15 protein-coding genes are annotated in these 17,129 nt (G+C 60.1%); 10 read left to right on the forward strand and 5 right to left on the reverse strand.

The genetic code is table 11. The annotated features are described in order from the left end of the window. Window positions 1-290: 290 nt before the first annotated feature. From lptF to HU718_RS06460, 3 genes are all read right to left on the reverse strand, one after another. Window positions 291-1,079 (reverse strand): lipotoxin F family OmpA-related lipoprotein LptF, encoded by a 789-nt coding sequence (lptF, locus tag HU718_RS06450; RefSeq protein ID WP_038357819.1) that lies wholly within the window; start codon window positions 1,077-1,079, stop codon window positions 291-293. Between the two features lie 54 nt (window positions 1,080-1,133). Beyond that, on the reverse strand, window positions 1,134-1,538 hold the full coding sequence (locus HU718_RS06455) for a DUF4398 domain-containing protein (RefSeq protein WP_034154861.1): 405 nt from the start codon (window positions 1,536-1,538) through the stop codon (window positions 1,134-1,136). A 377-nt stretch (window positions 1,539-1,915) separates the two neighbouring features. Next, complete coding sequence (locus tag HU718_RS06460) at window positions 1,916-2,260, reverse strand: hypothetical protein (RefSeq protein ID WP_038357825.1); 345 nt, start codon at window positions 2,258-2,260, stop codon at window positions 1,916-1,918. 213 nt (window positions 2,261-2,473) lie between these two features. On the opposite strand from HU718_RS06460, the gene ppc reads away from it, so the two are divergent. From ppc to HU718_RS06495, 7 genes are all read left to right on the forward strand, one after another. Beyond that, a complete protein-coding gene (gene ppc / locus HU718_RS06465) occupies window positions 2,474-5,104 on the forward strand; it encodes a phosphoenolpyruvate carboxylase (protein ID WP_186612463.1) in 2,631 nt (876 codons plus the stop codon). Window positions 5,105-5,404: 300 nt separating this feature from the next. Next, the gene (gene adk, locus HU718_RS06470) at window positions 5,405-6,055 is read left to right on the forward strand and encodes an adenylate kinase (protein ID WP_008078383.1); all 651 of its coding nucleotides are present in this window, start codon (window positions 5,405-5,407) and stop codon (window positions 6,053-6,055) included. 93 nt (window positions 6,056-6,148) lie between these two features. Continuing rightward, window positions 6,149-6,823 carry a tRNA (adenosine(37)-N6)-threonylcarbamoyltransferase complex dimerization subunit type 1 TsaB gene (gene tsaB, locus HU718_RS06475; protein ID WP_150706061.1) on the forward strand — a complete coding sequence of 225 codons (675 nt, stop codon included), beginning with the start codon at window positions 6,149-6,151 and terminating at the stop codon, window positions 6,821-6,823. Window positions 6,824-7,057: 234 nt separating this feature from the next. Continuing rightward, window positions 7,058-7,369 (forward strand): hypothetical protein, encoded by a 312-nt coding sequence (locus tag HU718_RS06480; protein WP_102900558.1) that lies wholly within the window; start codon window positions 7,058-7,060, stop codon window positions 7,367-7,369. Next, window positions 7,369-8,229, forward strand: coding sequence for a DUF72 domain-containing protein (locus HU718_RS06485; RefSeq protein WP_186612465.1), 861 nt, complete (start codon window positions 7,369-7,371; stop codon window positions 8,227-8,229). Before HU718_RS06480 ends, HU718_RS06485 begins: the two co-directional genes overlap by 1 nt. A gap of 32 nt (window positions 8,230-8,261) precedes the next feature. Then, on the forward strand, window positions 8,262-9,083 hold the full coding sequence (locus tag HU718_RS06490; RefSeq protein WP_186612468.1) for an isocitrate lyase/PEP mutase family protein: 822 nt from the start codon (window positions 8,262-8,264) through the stop codon (window positions 9,081-9,083). Window positions 9,084-9,085: 2 nt separating this feature from the next. Next, window positions 9,086-9,778, forward strand: coding sequence for an extensin-like domain-containing protein (locus HU718_RS06495; protein ID WP_186612470.1), 693 nt, complete (start codon window positions 9,086-9,088; stop codon window positions 9,776-9,778). A gap of 3 nt (window positions 9,779-9,781) precedes the next feature. Here HU718_RS06495 and HU718_RS06500 read toward each other — a convergent pair whose 3' ends face one another. Then, entirely contained in the window at window positions 9,782-10,402 is a 621-nt protein-coding gene (locus tag HU718_RS06500; RefSeq protein ID WP_186612472.1) for an energy transducer TonB, read from the reverse strand. Window positions 10,403-10,494: 92 nt separating this feature from the next. Between HU718_RS06500 and HU718_RS06505 the strand changes: the two genes are divergently transcribed. Further along, the gene (locus HU718_RS06505) at window positions 10,495-11,277 is read left to right on the forward strand and encodes a class I SAM-dependent methyltransferase (RefSeq protein WP_189683820.1); all 783 of its coding nucleotides are present in this window, start codon (window positions 10,495-10,497) and stop codon (window positions 11,275-11,277) included. A gap of 108 nt (window positions 11,278-11,385) precedes the next feature. On the opposite strand, the gene HU718_RS06510 is transcribed toward HU718_RS06505, so the two are convergent. Next, window positions 11,386-12,021 (reverse strand): TetR/AcrR family transcriptional regulator, encoded by a 636-nt coding sequence (locus HU718_RS06510; protein WP_095119312.1) that lies wholly within the window; start codon window positions 12,019-12,021, stop codon window positions 11,386-11,388. A 94-nt stretch (window positions 12,022-12,115) separates the two neighbouring features. Between HU718_RS06510 and HU718_RS06515 the strand changes: the two genes are divergently transcribed. Both HU718_RS06515 and HU718_RS06520 read left to right on the forward strand, forming a co-directional pair. After that, entirely contained in the window at window positions 12,116-13,216 is a 1,101-nt protein-coding gene (locus HU718_RS06515) for an efflux RND transporter periplasmic adaptor subunit (RefSeq protein WP_102900552.1), read from the forward strand. Between the two features lie 6 nt (window positions 13,217-13,222). Then, a complete protein-coding gene (locus HU718_RS06520; RefSeq protein ID WP_186612474.1) occupies window positions 13,223-16,291 on the forward strand; it encodes an efflux RND transporter permease subunit in 3,069 nt (1,022 codons plus the stop codon). Window positions 16,292-17,129: the final 838 nt, after the last annotated feature.

Here is a 17,129-nt window from a genome sequence, read left to right on the forward strand (position 1 = left end):
TCAGCCCGCACAAAAAAGCCCCGCCTGATCCATCGTGTCGAACACAAATTCTGAAAGCACCACAAATCGGCTCCCTCTCCCTCGGGAGAGGGCTAGGGTGAGGGGCCGCGATTTCCGCCCGCACAAAAAAGCCCCGCCTGATCCATCGTGCCGAACACAAATTCTGAAAGCACCACAAATCGGCTCCCTCTCCCTCGGGAGAGGGCTGGGGTGAGGGGCCGCGATTTCAGCCCGCACAAAAAAGCCCCGCCTGATCAATCAGGCGGGGCTTTCGCGTTACAGCAGGGAGCTTAGTTCGAGCTGACCGCCGAACGTGGCATCACTGGCTGGTTGTCGTTGGAAATGGTCACTTCCACACGACGGTTCATCGCACGGCCGGAAACGCTGCCGTTCTCGGCAACCGGGTATTCCTTGCCGTAGCCTTGGGTGACGATACGCGCTGGATCAACGCCCATTTTCACCAGTGCGGTGCGCACGGAGTTGGCGCGACGCTCGGACAGCGACTGGTTGTGGCTGGCGGTACCGGTGCTGTCGGTGTAACCCTCAACGATCACTTTGCGATCCGGGTTTTCCTGAAGGAACTGCGCCAGTTTGTTGATATTCACCAGACCGCTGGATTTCAGGTCGGCACGGTCGGTGGCGAACAGCACGTCACCGAAAGTCACCAGCGTACCGCGATCGGTCTGCTTGGCGTTCAGGCTGTCCTGCAGCTGTTTGATCTGCTGATCACGCGCATCCAGACGCGCCTGGGCACGTTGGGCAGCGGCGTTCTTCAGGTTGTTTTCCGCAGTGCGCAGGGCGATGGTCTGCTTGGCCACTTCCACACGCTGGTTGGTCAGGTAGGCCAATTGGTCGACCTTGGCCGCGTCTTGCTTGTCCAGATAAGCCTTGTCGGCCTTGTCCAGGTAATCACTGGCGTCTTTGGTTTCCAGCGCCGCGACTTTGCTCGCCTGTGGGTTGGCTTGCAGGCCGGCGTAGTTGGTGCGCGCCTGTTCCAGGTTCGGGTTAGGCGGGGTAGAGCAGGCAGCCAGAGCGACGCTTGCGGCCAGAAGAGCTGGGATCATCAGTTGCTTACGCATAATTTTCGTCCTTTCTATCGATAAAAGTTTCAGCGTTGCTATCGGGATGCGCGCTTACTGCACGGTGCGCTGACTTTCCTGACGCAGTTCCTGAACACCTTTCTGGGAATCCTTCACGGCTTGTTCAGCCTTGGCTGCCTGAGCCTTGCGTTCGGCGACGCGAGCGTCCCACTCGGCTTGCTCGGACAGGGTGCGAGCCTCGTCATACTTCTTGTCGTGCATGGCGATTTCGGCTTGCTTCAGCTTGTCCTGCGCCTGCTTCATCTCAACCGCAGCGAACTCGGTACCGCCGGCGCTGACTGCGCTGTTCACGGCCGATTGGGTCACGGCGTATTGCTCGGTCGGTGGGTTACCGGCGCAACCGGCCAGTACGAAGCTGGTGCCGATCGCCAGAGCAGCCAGTTTCAGACCGCGCAGGTGGGTAAACGAGGTTTGGTTTTTCATGGTCTTCAACTCCATTAGGCATCTCCTGAAAACATCTGAATCCATCCTGGTCGAGGAGCCGCAAGCGACGTGTGAAAGCGCGTTTTTGAAACGCTCGTTCCAGGCGTGGTTACAGGTTCCGACCGGCGGGATTTTTCAAAAGTTCAGAAAAGATGGCTAATCGCCAAAAAAAACTTTGACCGAATGGACAAGGCTCTAGAGCGGGAACTTTGGCGGCAGAGAGTGGTACGCGCGGGGTTTCAAGACGCCGAAAACACATCGATTTTCAGCTTGAAATACGATTCCTGTAGGAGTGAGCCTGCTCGCGATGGCGTCGTATCAGACAACAAAAATGTTGAATGAAAAAACGCTATCGCGAGCAGGCTCACTCCTACAGTTTGATCTAGGTTGTGTCAGTGTTTTTGCTTGCCGGCAGTGGCCGAGAGGTCATGCAAATGCCGGCGCGACAACGCCAGAAACCGCGGCGTCGGCCCGACATCCTCATACAACGGATCACCTTCCTCATCGGTCGCCACCACCGTCGAGCCCTTCACATACGGCAGGCTCGCTTCAAACTCTTCAAGGGCTGCGCCAATCAGTTCGCCGAGCAGTTCTTCGGCATGCCGTTTCGGGTACATCTCGGCAATCGCTGCCAGACGCGCAGCGGCTTCGACGTCCAGATGGATCGTGTAGCCAGTGTCGGTCAGGCGACCCTTGGCGTTTTCTTCCCAATGCTGGGCGAGTTCACGAATTTTCATGATGACCTCATTTCGCGCCTGCTCATGGCAGGCCTGGGTGAGTGTCCGGCAGCGCCGGCGGCAAGCCGTTGTACGGCTTACTGTTGAGACTAGCTTTTGTCAGTAAGGTTTAAAGTCCCTTGGTCGGCTGCTTGTAAGAAGCGTCGTAGAGCGGCACTCTCTAGGTCATGCACTTGTTTCTAAGCCGTCCGGATTACTGCTGGGGAATTGCTGATGACCGATATTGATGCACGCTTGCGCGAAGACGTTCACCTGCTCGGAGAGCTGCTGGGCAACACCATTCGAGATCAATACGGCGAGGCCTTCCTCGACAAGATCGAGCAGATCCGCAAGGGCGCCAAGGCCGATCGGCGTGGTTCGATGGACGCCGAACTGAGCGCCAGCCTCAATCAATTGAGCGAAGACGAATTGCTCCCGGTGGCGCGGGCGTTCAACCAGTTTCTCAACCTGGCGAACATCGCCGAGCAGTATCAGTTGATCCATCGGCGCGAAGAGTCGCAGCCGGCGCCGTTCGAATCCCGCGTGCTGCCGGAATTGCTCGCGCGTTTGCGTAACGAAGGCCACAGCGCCGAATCGCTGGCCCGGCAACTGGCGCGCCTGGAAATCGAACTGGTGCTGACTGCGCACCCGACCGAAGTCGCGCGACGCACGCTGATTCAGAAGTACGACGCGATCGCCGGGCAACTCGCTGCGCAGGATCATCGCGACCTGACCAGCGCCGAACGCGAACAGATTCAAAACACTCTGCAACGGTTGATCGCCGAAGCCTGGCACACCGAAGAAATCCGCCGCACACGACCGACGCCAGTCGACGAAGCCAAGTGGGGTTTCGCGGTGATCGAGCATTCGCTGTGGCAGGCGATCCCCAACCATATGCGCAAGGCCGACAAGGCCTTGCATGAAGCGACCGGCCTGCGTCTGCCCTTGGAAGCGGCACCGATTCGCTTCGCGTCGTGGATGGGCGGCGACCGTGACGGCAACCCCAACGTCACCGCCGCAGTGACCCGCGAAGTGTTGCTGCTGGCGCGCTGGATGGCCGCCGATTTGTACCTGCGCGATGTTGATCACCTGGCGGCCGAACTGTCGATGCAGCAGGCCAGCGATGCCCTGAAGGCCAAGGCTGGCGACAGCGCCGAGCCGTATCGCGCGGTGCTCAAACAATTGCGCGAACGCCTGCGCGCGACGCGCAACTGGGCACACGCTGCGCTGACTGCGCCAACCCCGGCGCCGGCCGATGTGCTGCACAACAACCGCGATCTGCTTGATCCGCTGGAGCTGTGTTTCAACTCGCTGCACGAATGCGGCATGGGCGTGATTGCAGACGGCCCGTTGCTCGATTGCTTGCGTCGTGCGGTGACCTTCGGCCTGTTCCTCGTGCGCCTCGATGTGCGGCAGGATTCCTCGCGGCACAGTTCGGCGATGACTGAAATCACTGATTACCTCGGTCTCGGTCGCTATGAAGACTGGGACGAAGAGCAGCGCATCACCTTCCTGACCCGCGAGCTGAACAACCGTCGGCCATTGCTGCCGGCACATTTCAAACCGTCCGCCGACACCGCCGAAGTGCTCAACACCTGCAAGGAAATTGCCGCAGCACCGGGCGCTTCGCTCGGCTCCTACGTGATCTCCATGGCCGGCGCCGCTTCCGATGTGCTCGCCGTGCAACTGCTGCTCAAAGAGTCCGGCGTGTTGCGGCCGATGCGTGTGGTGCCGCTGTTCGAAACCCTCGCCGACCTCGACAACGCCGGGCCGGTGATGGAGCGGTTGTTGCTGCTGCCGGGTTACCGCGCACGGCTGCAAGGCCCGCAGGAAGTGATGATCGGCTACTCCGATTCGGCCAAGGACGCCGGCACCACGGCGGCGGCCTGGGCGCAATATCGTGCACAGGAACGCCTGGTGGAGATCTGCCGCGAGCAGCAAGTCGAACTACTCCTGTTCCACGGTCGCGGCGGTACTGTTGGTCGTGGCGGTGGCCCGGCGCACGCGGCGATTCTGTCGCAGCCACCGGGTTCGGTGGCCGGGCGTTTCCGCACCACCGAGCAGGGCGAAATGATTCGATTCAAATTCGGCCTGCCGGACATCGCCGAGCAAAATCTCAACCTGTATCTGGCGGCGGTGCTTGAAGCAACGTTGTTGCCACCGCCGCCACCGACACCGGAATGGCGCCATCTGATGGATGAATTGGCGGCGGACGGTGTCAGCGCTTATCGCCAGGTCGTGCGGGAAAATCCGCAATTCGTCGAGTACTTCCGCCAGTCCACGCCGGAGCAGGAACTGGGGCGTTTACCGCTCGGTAGTCGCCCGGCCAAGCGTCGCGCGGGCGGGATAGAAAGCCTGCGAGCGATCCCGTGGATCTTCGGCTGGACGCAAACGCGGCTGATGCTGCCAGCGTGGCTGGGTTGGGAGTCGGCGCTGAGCAAAGCGCTGGAGCGCGGCGAAGGCAAGTTGCTCGGGCAGATGCGCGAGCAGTGGCCGTTCTTCCGTACCCGTATCGACATGCTCGAAATGGTCCTGGCCAAGGCTGACGCGGATATCGCGCTGTCCTACGATCAGCGTCTCGTCGAGGCGGACTTGCTGCCATTGGGCGCGCAGTTGCGCGACCTATTGTCGCAGGCGTGCGCAGTGGTGCTCGGCCTGACTGGCCAGTCGCAGCTGCTGGCACATAGCCCTGACACCCTTGAATTCATCCGTCTGCGTAACACCTACCTCGACCCGCTGCATCTATTGCAGGCCGAACTGCTGGCCCGCTCGCGGCAGCAGGATGTCGAGCAGGGCAGCCCGGTGGAACAGGCATTGCTGGTGTCTGTGGCGGGGATTGCCGCCGGTTTGCGAAATACCGGCTAAGGTTTTTGTCTGGGCACGCGGCTTCCGGAACACGTACCGGATGCCGCTTTGCCTGATGGCGGAAAGTGCCGCCAGGCGACAGTTAATGATGGGGTTGCGACTTGGGTTACCGCGTCGCAAGGTCGCAGGGGGCGTCGGTTTCTCCGACTTTTGGCGTCTTGTGTGGGCGCAGCCTGCTGTGTATCTTGATCAGCCTTTGGCCGTTTGTGCGGCCACGACCCGTATTTTCAGGATTCGTCCCAAGCGGCGAATCCTTTGTTTTGTAAAAGCTTTTTATAAAAAAATTGAGGAGCACATCTAATGCGCGTCATTCTGCTGGGAGCTCCCGGGGCCGGTAAAGGTACTCAGGCTAAGTTCATCACCGAAAAATTCGGCATTCCACAAATTTCCACCGGCGACATGCTGCGTGCAGCGGTCAAGGCCGGTACTCCGCTGGGCGTGCAAGCCAAGAGCATCATGGATGCCGGCGGCCTGGTGTCGGATGACCTGATCATCGCACTGGTTCAGGACCGTATCGCTCAGCCAGACTGCGCCAATGGTTTCCTGTTCGACGGCTTCCCGCGCACCATTCCGCAGGCTGAAGCGTTGGTAACTGCCGGCGTCGAGCTGGATGCTGTGGTTGAAATCGCTGTTGAAGACGAAGAAATCGTTCAACGCATCGCCGGCCGTCGTGTTCACGAAGCCAGCGGCCGCGTTTACCACATCGTCTACAACCCGCCGAAAATCGCGGGCAAAGACGACATCACCGGCGAAGAGCTGGTACAGCGCAAGGACGACACCGAAGAAACCGTGCGTCATCGCCTGTCGGTCTACCACTCGCAGACCAAGCCGCTGGTGGAGTTCTATCAGAGCCTGTCCGCCAAAAACGCTGGCAAGCCGAAGTACAGCCACATCCCGGGCGTTGGTTCGGTCGATGCGATCACCGCCAAGGTGCTGGCCGCGCTGAGCTGAAAAGTCTGAACCGCAGCATCATCCACGGCCCGCTTGCGGGCCGTAGTTGTTTATACTGACGCACTTTTTCCCTCCCCTGTTTTGGAAACATCGATGAGCACCTTGCTGGCCCTGGACACCGCGACTGAAGCTTGCTCCGTTGCCTTGCTGCATGACGGCAAGGTCACGAGCCATTACGAGGTGATCCCACGCCTGCACGCGCAGAAGCTGCTGCCGATGATCCAGCAATTGCTGGCCGACGCCGGCACCACGTTGCAAGCGGTCGATGCGATTGCTTTCGGTCGCGGGCCGGGTGCGTTTACCGGGGTGCGGATTGCCATTGGTGTGGTGCAGGGGCTGGCGTTTGCGCTGGATCGTCCGGTGTTGCCGGTGTCCAACCTCGCAGTGCTGGCGCAGCGTGCGTTGCGTGAACATGGCGTGAGCCAGGTCGCGGCGGCCATCGATGCGCGGATGGATGAAGTGTATTGGGGCTGCTACCGCGAGACGGCGGGGGAGATGCGTCTGGTCGGTGCCGAAGCGGTGTTGCCGCCGGAAGTCGCAGCGCTGCCGGCCGATGCCAGTGGCGACTGGTTTGGTGCCGGTACCGGTTGGGGTTATGGCGAGCGTATCGCGGTCAATCTGACGGGATCCGACGCAGGCATGTTGCCCCACGCCGAAGACCTGCTGACGCTGGCGCGTTTTGCCTGGGAACGCGGCGAGTCGATCCCGGCGGATGACGCGCAACCGGTTTACCTGCGCGATAAAGTCGCCACCCCGAAAGCCCGCTGATTCACTCGATACCGAATTGCCACTTTCGCGAGCAGGCTCGCTCCCACAGGTACAGCGCCGTCCTTGTGGGAGCGAGCCTGCTCGCGAATAGCTTTCTGCCGACGACACCAATCGTCAGTTTCTAACCCCGCGTTTTAAACCTTTTGCGCTTTATGTGTTCTAGTTATCACTCGGCGGTTTGCTAAGTCGGTCAAGTGCCGCTAAATTGCCATCATCGATACCGAGCATGAATTTATGCGTATAGACGGCCTTTCCTCTCAGTCCTACCCCATCAAGCGCAAGCCTCGCAAAGGCCATGTGACTGTGGATGAGTCCGTCGACGATATCGACGGTGAGATCGAATTTCCGACTGAAGAGCAACTGGCTGCCCGTGCTGCCGCCAAAGCTGCCGCGCAACGCCTGAGCAATCTGCCCGCCCGCCAACAAGACATGATCTACCACCGTGCGATGAAAAAAAGCGTAGCGATGGCCTTGGCCAGCTACCTGAGCACCGCCGGTTTTGTCGATTGGGATGCAGACGTGCTGGGCCTCGATCTGTACATCTGATGGATCTGCCTTACTACCTCGGTTGCCCGTCCTGGAGCGAAAACGCTTGGCGCGAGTATCTGTACCCGGTAGACGCCAAAACCTCCGATTTTCTCGGTCTCTATTCCCAGGTGTTCAACGCCGTTGAAGGCAACACGACCTTCTACGCCAGCCCGTCGCCCGCCACGGTGCAGCGTTGGGCTGAGGTGATGCCTGAACACTTTCGCTTCACCGCCAAATTCCCCGGCGACATCAGCCACAGCGGTGATCTGCGCGAGCACCTGACCGCCGCTGAAACCTTCCTGCAATTACTCAAGCCGCTCGGTGAGCGCGTCTCGCCGATGTGGCTGCAATTGTCGAAGAGCTTCACGCCACACCGATTGCCGGAACTGGCGGCATTCATCGATGCGCTGGATTGCCCGCTGGCGGTGGAAGTACGGCATGAACAGTTCTTCGCCAAGGGTGAGAGCGAACGTTTGCTCAATCGTCTGCTGCTGGATCGTGGTGTCGAGCGCATTTGCCTTGATCCGCGTGCGCTGTTCAGCTGCCTGTCGACCGAGTCTTCGGTGATCCACGCGCAATCGAAAAAACCGCGCGTGCCGACACGCCCGGCGGCGTTCACCCAGTTCCCGCAAGTGCGCTTCATAGGCCATCCCGAGCTTGAGGCCAACGACCCGTTCCTGGTGCCGTGGGTGGCGAAAATCGCCGAGTGGATCGAAGAGGGCCGCACGCCGTACATCTTCCTGCACACCGCCGACAATCTCCTCGCGGCGAAGCTGGCGCAACGTTTTCACGCACAACTGATGCAACGTTTGCCTGGCCTGCCAGCGCTGCCTGAGCTATACAGAGAACCCGCCGCGGAGCAACTTGGCCTGCTCTGAAGCGGATTTTTATCCTGTCCAGGAGCCTGCCGATGGATGCCCAAGCCGTTAAAGCACACGCCTTCAAAGCCCTGCATGAACGTCCGGGGATTTTCGTCATTCCCAATCCGTGGGATGCCGGTTCGGCGAAAATGCTCGCCAGTCTCGGTTATCAGGCGTTGGCGACCACCAGCGCCGGTTATGCGTTTTCTCAGGGTAAGGCCGATGGTGGGTTAAGCCTCGACGAGACCCTGGCCAATGTCCGCGCGATTGTCGCGGCCACCGATTTGCCGGTGGCGGTGGATCTGGAAAACGGTTTTTCCGATGATCCAGCCGAGGCCGCGAAAAGCCTGATTCGCGCAGCCGAGGCGGGCGCGGTCGGCGGTTCGATCGAAGACGCGACGGGCCGCGCGGATGCGCCGATCTATTGCTTCGAACACGCTGTGGCACGTATCGAAGCCGCCGTCGCAGCTGTGCGCACGCTGCCATTCCCCTTCATCCTGACTGCCCGCGCGGAAAACTACCTGCACGGCAATCCCGATATCAACGACACCATTCGCCGCTTGCAGGCCTTCGCCGAAGCAGGCGCCGACGTGCTGTACGCGCCAGGTTTGCGCAACGCCGAAGAAGTGCTGGCGGTGGTGCGCGCGGTGGCGCCGAAACCAGTCAACGTGCTGATGTCTGGCGGCTTGAAACTGACCGTGCAGGAGCTGGAGGAAATGGGCGTGCGCCGCATCAGTACCGGTTCGGCATTGGCGTTGGCGGCGTTCGGCGAGTTCTTCCGCGCCGCTGAAGAGATCCAGCAATCGGGCACATTCGGCTTTACCTCGCAGTCGATGCCGTACGCCAAAGCCAATCAGTTTTTCAAAGGCTGAACATGGGGCGGTGGATATTCTGGCTGGTGCTGCTGCTGATTGGCGGCGCTGCGGTCAGTGTCTGGCGCGGTTGGCTTGAAGTCCCACCGCAGTGGAATCCGTGGGCACCGCTGGACGTGAAAGCCGCGCCCAACTGGCTGACCGGCTACAAACTGATGCGTTTGCGCAGTGATCCTGAACTCTGCACCCAGGCGTTGAGCAGCTCGGATCTTCGTGTCACGCGGCAATCCGACAGCCCCGACGCCAAGTGTCCGCTGATCGGCGCCATGCGTGTGCAGGGCGGTGAGGTGGCTTTGAGCAGTAGCTTCCTCGCCAGTTGCCCATTGGCGGTGGCTTACGCGATGTTTGAACACCACACGCTGCAACCCACCGCGCATTCTGTTTACGGGCAGAAGGTCGTGCGCCTCGATCACCTCGGCAGCTTTGCCTGCCGCAACGTCTACAACCGCGAGAGCGGGGCGCTCAGCCGTCATGCCAGTGCCGATGCGCTGGACATCGCCGGGTTTCGCCTGGGCGATGGCCGCACGGTCAGCGTGCTCAAGGACTGGCCTAAGCAAAATCAGGACGCGCAGTTTTTGCGTCAGGTGCGCGATGGCGCCTGCGAGGCGTTCAGTGTGGTGTTGAGTCCGGATTACAACGCCGCCCACCGCAATCACTTTCATGTCGATGTCGGGCGCTGGAGCGTGTGTCGCTGAGGTTTAAGCGGCGAGGCGCAGGTTCTGCAGAACGATCGGGCGCGCCCAGCCGTTATCGAAGTCCAGCGCCTTTTGTTGCTCGACGATTTCTTCTGGCGGGAACGGCGGGTAAGGCTTCTGCATCAGGTCGAGGTCGAATTCGGCAATCGGCAGGTACAGCGGTTTCTTCTGCGGGGCCGGGCCTGGTTCTGGAACGGGCTGACCATTGTTGATCACCACCGGGCGAACCCAGCTGCTGTCGAAATCCTGTTGCTCTTGCTGAGCTTTCAGTTCTTCTGGCGGGAACGGCGGGAATGGTTTGTCCAGCAAGTCCATTTCGAATTCGGCGATCGGCAGGAACAGCGGCTCTGGCGGACGCACTTCGGTTTCCACTACGTCGCATTCGCGCTGGCTGATGATGTGCGCGTGCAGCTCGCTGCCGATGGTCGGTTCTTCAGGGCTGTTCAGGTCAACCGGCGGAAACGTGCCGCAGGCAGGCACCACTTCACTCGTCTGTTCGGCCATCGCTTGGGCAAAGAAATCCTGCCACAGGTGACTGACGCCGCTCAGTGCTTGAGTGTTGTGACGGCTAAAGTCGCCATGGGGCGAGATGTAGCCAATCGATGTGGGAAGAATGCCTGACATTTTTTTCGGTTGACGCTCAGCTCTGGCAAAATGCGCGTTGAATGAGTTATCGGCGGTTTTTGCCGCTCCTTGAATTTTTGAGCGTGTTTTCCATGATTGAGCAACCCGCGGCCTGCCGCATCCATGTTCAGGCCCTCGGCCCGACGTTTGAAGCGCAAGCCGAGCAGTGGGCCGAGCGTCTGGGCCTGCCGCTTGAAGTGGCGGACGGCGAGTTTGCCTTGCAGGTCGGCGAGCAGGGTTTGCAGCTGCAACAGCTCGGCTCGGACGCACCGGGGCCGGTGCGCGTCGACTTTGTTGAGGGTGGCGCGGCGCATCGTCGGCTATACGGCGGTGGCAGCGGGCAGATGATCGCCAAGGCTGTCGGTATCGCCCAAGGCGTGCGCCCGCGCGTGCTGGATGCCACGGCAGGGTTGGGCAAGGATGCGTTTGTGCTGGCGAGCCTCGGTTGCGAAATGAGTCTGATCGAACGCCAGCCGCTGATTGGCGCCTTGCTGGAGGATGGTCTGGCGCGCGCGGCGGAAGATTTCGACGTGGCGCCGATCGTGGCGCGGATGAAATTGCTCAAGGGCAACTCCATCGAGGTGATGCAGAACTGGGAAGGGGAGCCGCCGCAGGTGATCTACCTCGACCCGATGTTTCCGCATCGCGAGAAGACCGCGCTGGTGAAAAAGGAAATGCGCTTGTTCCGGCCATTGGTGGGGGATGATTCGGACGCGCCGGCGCTGTTGCAGGCTGCTTTGGCATTAGCGACGCACCGGGTGGTGGTCAAGCGGCCGCGCAAGGCGCCGTGCATTGAGGGGCCGAAGCCGAGTCATGCGCTGGATGGCAAATCGAGCCGGTATGACATCTACCCGAAGAAAGCGCTAAAACCCTAAGACCGAGTCGCTGCTATTCGCGAGCAGGCTCGCTCCCACCTTGGAATGCATTTCAACTGTGGGAGCGAGCCTGCTCGCGAAAGCGTTCGTCCAAGCAACGCAAGGCTGTCAGGGCCGATAGGCACGCATAAACAACGCTACAACTTCCTGCACATGGCTTTCCGCTGCCTCTTCAGTCAACGGCTCCCCACAGCCATACAACAAGCGAAAATTCCCCGCACCCTTGATCAGGCAAAAGAAATGCTCGGCGGCATTGCGCGGCAGATCGATGCTCAGCGCGCCGGTTTCGTGGATGCGCGTCAACAGCCGCTCCATTCCCTGCACCATGCGTTGCGGGCCGGCCTCGAAGAAGATCAGTGACAGCTTCGGGTCCTGACTGCCCAGCGCCATGATCAAGCGGTGCAGATTCACCGATTCATCACTGTTGATCAGGTGATGGAAGCCGCGCGCAATGTTCAGCAACACATTTTCCACGGCAATGCCTTCGGGCAATTCGAAGAACAATGGCGGTAATTGCTCCTCGCATTTGGCCACCACGGCGGCGGAGAACAGCGTCTCCTTGTCGTTGAAATGGCTGTAGACCGTCAGCTTCGACACGCCGGCCTCGCTGGCGACCGCGTCCATGCTGGTGTTGGCGTAGCCATGACTCAGAAACAGAATTTTCGCCGCGTCGAGGATGGCCTGGCGCTTGGCCAGATCCTTGGGGCGGCCCGGACCGTTTGGAGCTGAAAGATTGTTCGACATTCTTCGCTTTTAATACTGGACTGGTGAGTTTGCTATTAATAACATACCCGCCAGTATAATTATTCCAAGCACCATTAGCGAAAGGTCCGTCACCATGTTCCGCCATGCGTTGTCCCTCGCGTTGCCAGTGAGTCTGGCGTTCCTTTTGTCAGCGTGTGGTCAGGAAGAGGCGACGCAAGTCACCGTGCGACCGGCCATGGTGGTGCAGCCAGAGCCTTCGGCACAGGCGATGGAAAGTTATCCGGGCGAAGTACGTGCCCGTTACGAACCCGATCTGGCCTTCCGCATTGGCGGCAAAGTCAGCCGACGACTGGTCGATGAAGGTCAGCGCGTGAAGGCTGATCAACCGCTCGCCGAGCTCGATCCGCAAGACGTGCGCCTGCAACTGGAAGCCACCCGCGCCCAGGTTGCCGCCGCCGAAGCCAATCTCAATCTGGTCCGCGCCGAGCGTGATCGCTACAAGACCCTGATGGATCGGCAGATGGTCAGCCGCTCGGCATACGACAATGCCGAAAACCTTTACCGCTCTGGTGAAGCCCGCCTCAAACAAATCAAAGCTGAATTCAACGTATCGACCAATCAGGCCAGTTACGCGGTGCTGCGTGCGCCGCAGGATGGCGTGGTGGCCAAGCGTTCGGTCGAGGTGGGGCAGGTCGTCGCCGCCGGGCAAACGGTGTTTACCCTCGCCACCGATGGCGAGCGCGAAGTGCTGATCAGCCTGCCGGAGCAGAGCTTCGGGCGCTTCAAGGTTGGCCAGCCTGTGACCGTCGAACTGTGGACCCAACAGAACCAGCGCTTCGCCGGACAGATCCGCGAACTGTCGCCCGCCGCCGATCCACGCTCGCGCACCTTTGCCGCGCGCATCTCCTTCGCCGGCGGCAAAGTCCCGGCCGAACTGGGTCAGAGCGCCCGTGTGTTCGTGCAGTCGGCCGACAGCGTTTCCCTGTCGGTGCCGCTCTCGGCACTCACTGCCGAAAACGGCGCGACCTACGTCTGGGTCGTCAACGGCAACAACACCTTGAAGAAAACCCCGGTGCGCATCGGCCCGTTCGGCGAAAAAAGCGTGCCGGTGCTTGAGGGCTTGAACGCCAGCGACTGGGTGGTCGCCGCCGGTGTGCATGTGTTGCTCGAAGGGCAGCAGGTGCGTCCGGTGGATCGCTCCAACCGTGTGGTCAATCTGGCGGACAAGGAGTAAGCCCCGATGCGCTTCAACCTTTCCGAATGGGCGCTGCGTAATCGCCAGATCGTACTGTTCCTGATGCTTTTGCTGGCGATTGTCGGCGCCTTGTCCTACACCAAACTCGGCCAGAGCGAAGACCCGCCGTTCACTTTCAAAGCCATGGTGATTCAGACCCGTTGGCCGGGTGCGACCGCGCAGGAAGTCTCGCGGCAGGTTACCGAACGCATCGAAAAGAAACTGATGGAAACCGGTGAGTACGAACGCATCGTGTCGTTCTCGCGCCCCGGCGAATCGCAGGTCACCTTCATTGCCCGCGACTCTATGCATTCCAAGCAAATCCCTGACCTCTGGTATCAGGTGCGCAAGAAGGTCAGCGATATTCGCCAGACCTTGCCGCCGGATATTCAGGGTCCGTTCTTCAACGATGAATTCGGCACCACGTTCGGCAATATCTATGCGCTGACCGGCGACGGTTTCGATTACGCCGTGCTCAAGGATTACGCCGACCGCATCCAGATCCAGCTGCAACGGGTCAAGGATGTCGGCAAGGTCGACTTGCTCGGTTTGCAGGACGAGAAGATCTGGGTCGAGCTGTCCAACGTCAAGCTGGCGACCCTTGGCTTGCCGCTGGCGGCAGTGCAACAGGCGCTGCAAGAGCAGAACGCGGTCTCTACCGCAGGTTTCTTCGAGACTGGTAGCGAGCGCTTGCAGCTACGGGTTTCGGGGAATTTTCAGACGGTCGAGGAGATAAAAAACTTCCCGATCCGCGTCGGTGATCGTACGTTCCGCATCTCCGATGTCGCCGACGTGCGTCGCGGTTTCAACGATCCACCGGCGCCGCGCATGCGCTTCATGGGCGAAGACGCGATTGGTCTCGCCGTGGCGATGAAGGATGGCGGCGACATTCTAGTGCTCGGTAAAGCGCTGGAAGGAGAGTTCTCGCGCATCCAGAAAAACCTCCCGGCCGGTATGCAATTACGCAAGGTTTCCGATCAACCGGCGGCGGTGAAAACCGGGGTCGGCGAGTTTGTTCAAGTACTGGTCGAGGCGCTGGCGATTGTCTTGCTGGTGAGCTTCTTCTCCCTCGGCGTGCGCACCGGCATGGTGGTGGCGCTGACCATTCCGCTGGTGCTGGCGATGACCTTCGCCTGTATGTATTACCTCGGCATCGGCCTGCACAAGATCTCTCTTGGCGCGTTGGTGCTGGCGCTGGGTTTGCTGGTGGACGATGCGATCATTGCTGTGGAAATGATGGCGATCAAAATGGAGCAGGGCTTCGACCGTATTCGTGCGGCGAGTTATGCCTGGACCAGCACCGCATTTCCAATGCTCACCGGTACGTTGATCACTGCCGCCGGGTTCTTGCCGATTGCCACGGCGCAATCCGGCACTGGCGAATACACCCGGTCGATCTTTCAGGTAGTGACCATCGCGTTGCTCGCGTCATGGGTGGCGGCGGTGGTGTTTGTGCCGTATCTGGGGGAAAAACTGCTGCCGGATCTGGCGAAAATTCATGCGGTCAAACACGGCACCGGCGATGGCCAGCCTGATCCGTATGGCACGCCGTTTTATCAGCGCGTTCGGCGCTTGGTGGAATGGTGCGTGGCGCATCGCAAGACCGTGATCGTGCTGACGGTCGGGCTGTTTATCGCCTCGGTGATGTTGTTCCGCTTCGTGCCACAGCAGTTCTTCCCGGCTTCCAATCGACTGGAGTTGATGGTCGATCTGAAACTGGCCGAAGGCGCGTCGCTGGCCAATACCACCGGTGAGGTGAAACGGCTGGAGGCGATGCTCAAGGAGCATGCCGGCATTGATAATTACGTCGCCTATGTTGGCACGGGGTCGCCGCGTTTCTATCTGCCGCTGGATCAGCAATTGCCGGCGGCGAGCTTCGCGCAGTTTGTGGTGTTGGCGAAAACCATCGAGGAGCGCGAAGCACTACGCAGCTGGTTGATTGAAACGCTTAACGAGCAGTTCCCGGCATTGCGTTCGCGGGTTACGCGGTTGGAGAACGGTCCGCCGGTTGGCTATCCGGTGCAGTTCCGCGTCACTGGTGAGCACATCGAAGAAGTCCGCGCGTTGGCGCGCAAGGTGGCGGCCAAGGTTCGCGAGAATCCGCATGTGGTCAATGTGCATCTGGATTGGGAAGAGCCGAGCAAGGTCGTGTACCTGAATATCGATCAGGATCGTGCCCGGGCGTTGGGTGTGAGCACGGCCAATCTGGCGAAATTCCTGCAGAGTTCGTTGACCGGGTCGAGTGTCAGCCAGTACCGCGAAGACAATGAGTTGATCGAGATTCTGCTGCGCGGCACGGTGCATGAGCGCACTGAATTGTCGTTGTTGCCGAGTCTGGCGGTGCCGACGGATAACGGCCGCAGTGTGGCGTTGTCGCAGATTGCCACGCTGGAATACGGCTTCGAAGAGGGGATTATCTGGCACCGCAATCGCCTGCCGAACGTGACCGTGCGGGCGGATATTTATGGCAAGGAGCAGCCGGCGACGTTGGTGAAGCAGATCATGCCGACGCTGGATTCGATTCGCGCCGAGTTGCCCGATGGTTATCTGTTGGATGTCGGTGGCACGGTGGAGGATTCCGAGCGTGGGCAGAAGTCGGTGAATGCCGGGGTGCCGATGTTCATTGTCGTGGTGCTGACGTTGCTGATGGTGCAGTTGCGCAGTTTTTCGCGCACGGCGATGGTGTTTTTGACGGCGCCGTTGGGGTTGATCGGGGTGGTGCTGTTTTTGATGGTGTTCCGTCAGCCGTTCGGGTTTGTGGCGATGTTGGGGACGATTGCGTTGTCGGGGATGATCATGCGCAATTCGGTGATTCTGGTGGATCAGATTGAGCAGGATATTGCTTCGGGGCTTAAGCCTTGGCAGGCGATTATCGAGGCTACGGTTCGACGCTTTCGGCCGATTGTGTTGACGGCGCTGGCGGCGGTTTTGGCGATGATTCCGTTGTCACGTAGTGTGTTTTTTGGGCCGATGGCGGTGGCGATCATGGGTGGGTTGATTGTTGCGACTGCGCTGACGTTGTTGTTTTTGCCGGCGTTGTATGCGGCTTGGTTCCGGGTGCGTAGGGACGCTTGATTGTGTTGTGACGTGGCGGCCTTCGGGCCGACCATGTTCTTGGGGTTTGGGTGGATATCCGTTTCTGCGGGTGCTGCGGCTGGCGGTTTCGCTCTTACAGCGAGTCCCTTTGGCAAACGCCCCAAAGGAACCAAAGGTCTGTGCCCTGACGTTCGGCCCCTCGCTGAGGCTCGGGGTTCCTTCGCTCCGGGATCGATCCGGGGGCATCGCCTACGGTTTGCTTCGCTGCACCTCCTCTCGATGTGTTCGACTTCGTCGAACGGTCGCTGCGCTCCCACCCCCGGATCAATCCCTCCACTCAGCCTGCCGACGGGCTCTAAGATCAAAAGCTGCAGCCGAGCTAACGCTCATCCTGTTGAGTGGTGAGGAGCGGGTGGTAGGCATGGCTTTGCTTTGCTCTTCTGTGGGAGCGAGCCTGCTCGCGAAGGCGGCCTGATAGCCGACCTGTTTTTTGCAGATGTACGCAATCCAACTGTAGGAGCGAGCCTGCTCGCGAAGGCGGCCTGACAGCCGACCTGTTTTTTGCAGATTTACTCAATCCAACTGTAGGAGTGAGCCTGCTCGAGATGGCGGCCTGACAGCCGACCTGTTTTCCACAGGTGTACTCAGTTCGACTGTGGGAGCGAGCCTGCTCGCGAAGGCGGCCTGACAGCCGACCTGTTTTCTGCAGGTGTACTCAGTTCAACTGTGTGCGAGCCTGATCGCCGACCAGTCTCTAGCTGACGACCCATAGCCCGCTTTACCTGCGCCACTTCCTACATCTTTTTCAGAAGCCTCTGATCTTGAGCCAGATTGCCTCGGATGTTGTACTCCAGCCTCTGCTTTACAGCTTTCCTGA

Source organism: Pseudomonas tensinigenes, from assembly GCF_014268445.2.
Taxonomy (GTDB): domain Bacteria; phylum Pseudomonadota; class Gammaproteobacteria; order Pseudomonadales; family Pseudomonadaceae; genus Aquipseudomonas; species Aquipseudomonas tensinigenes.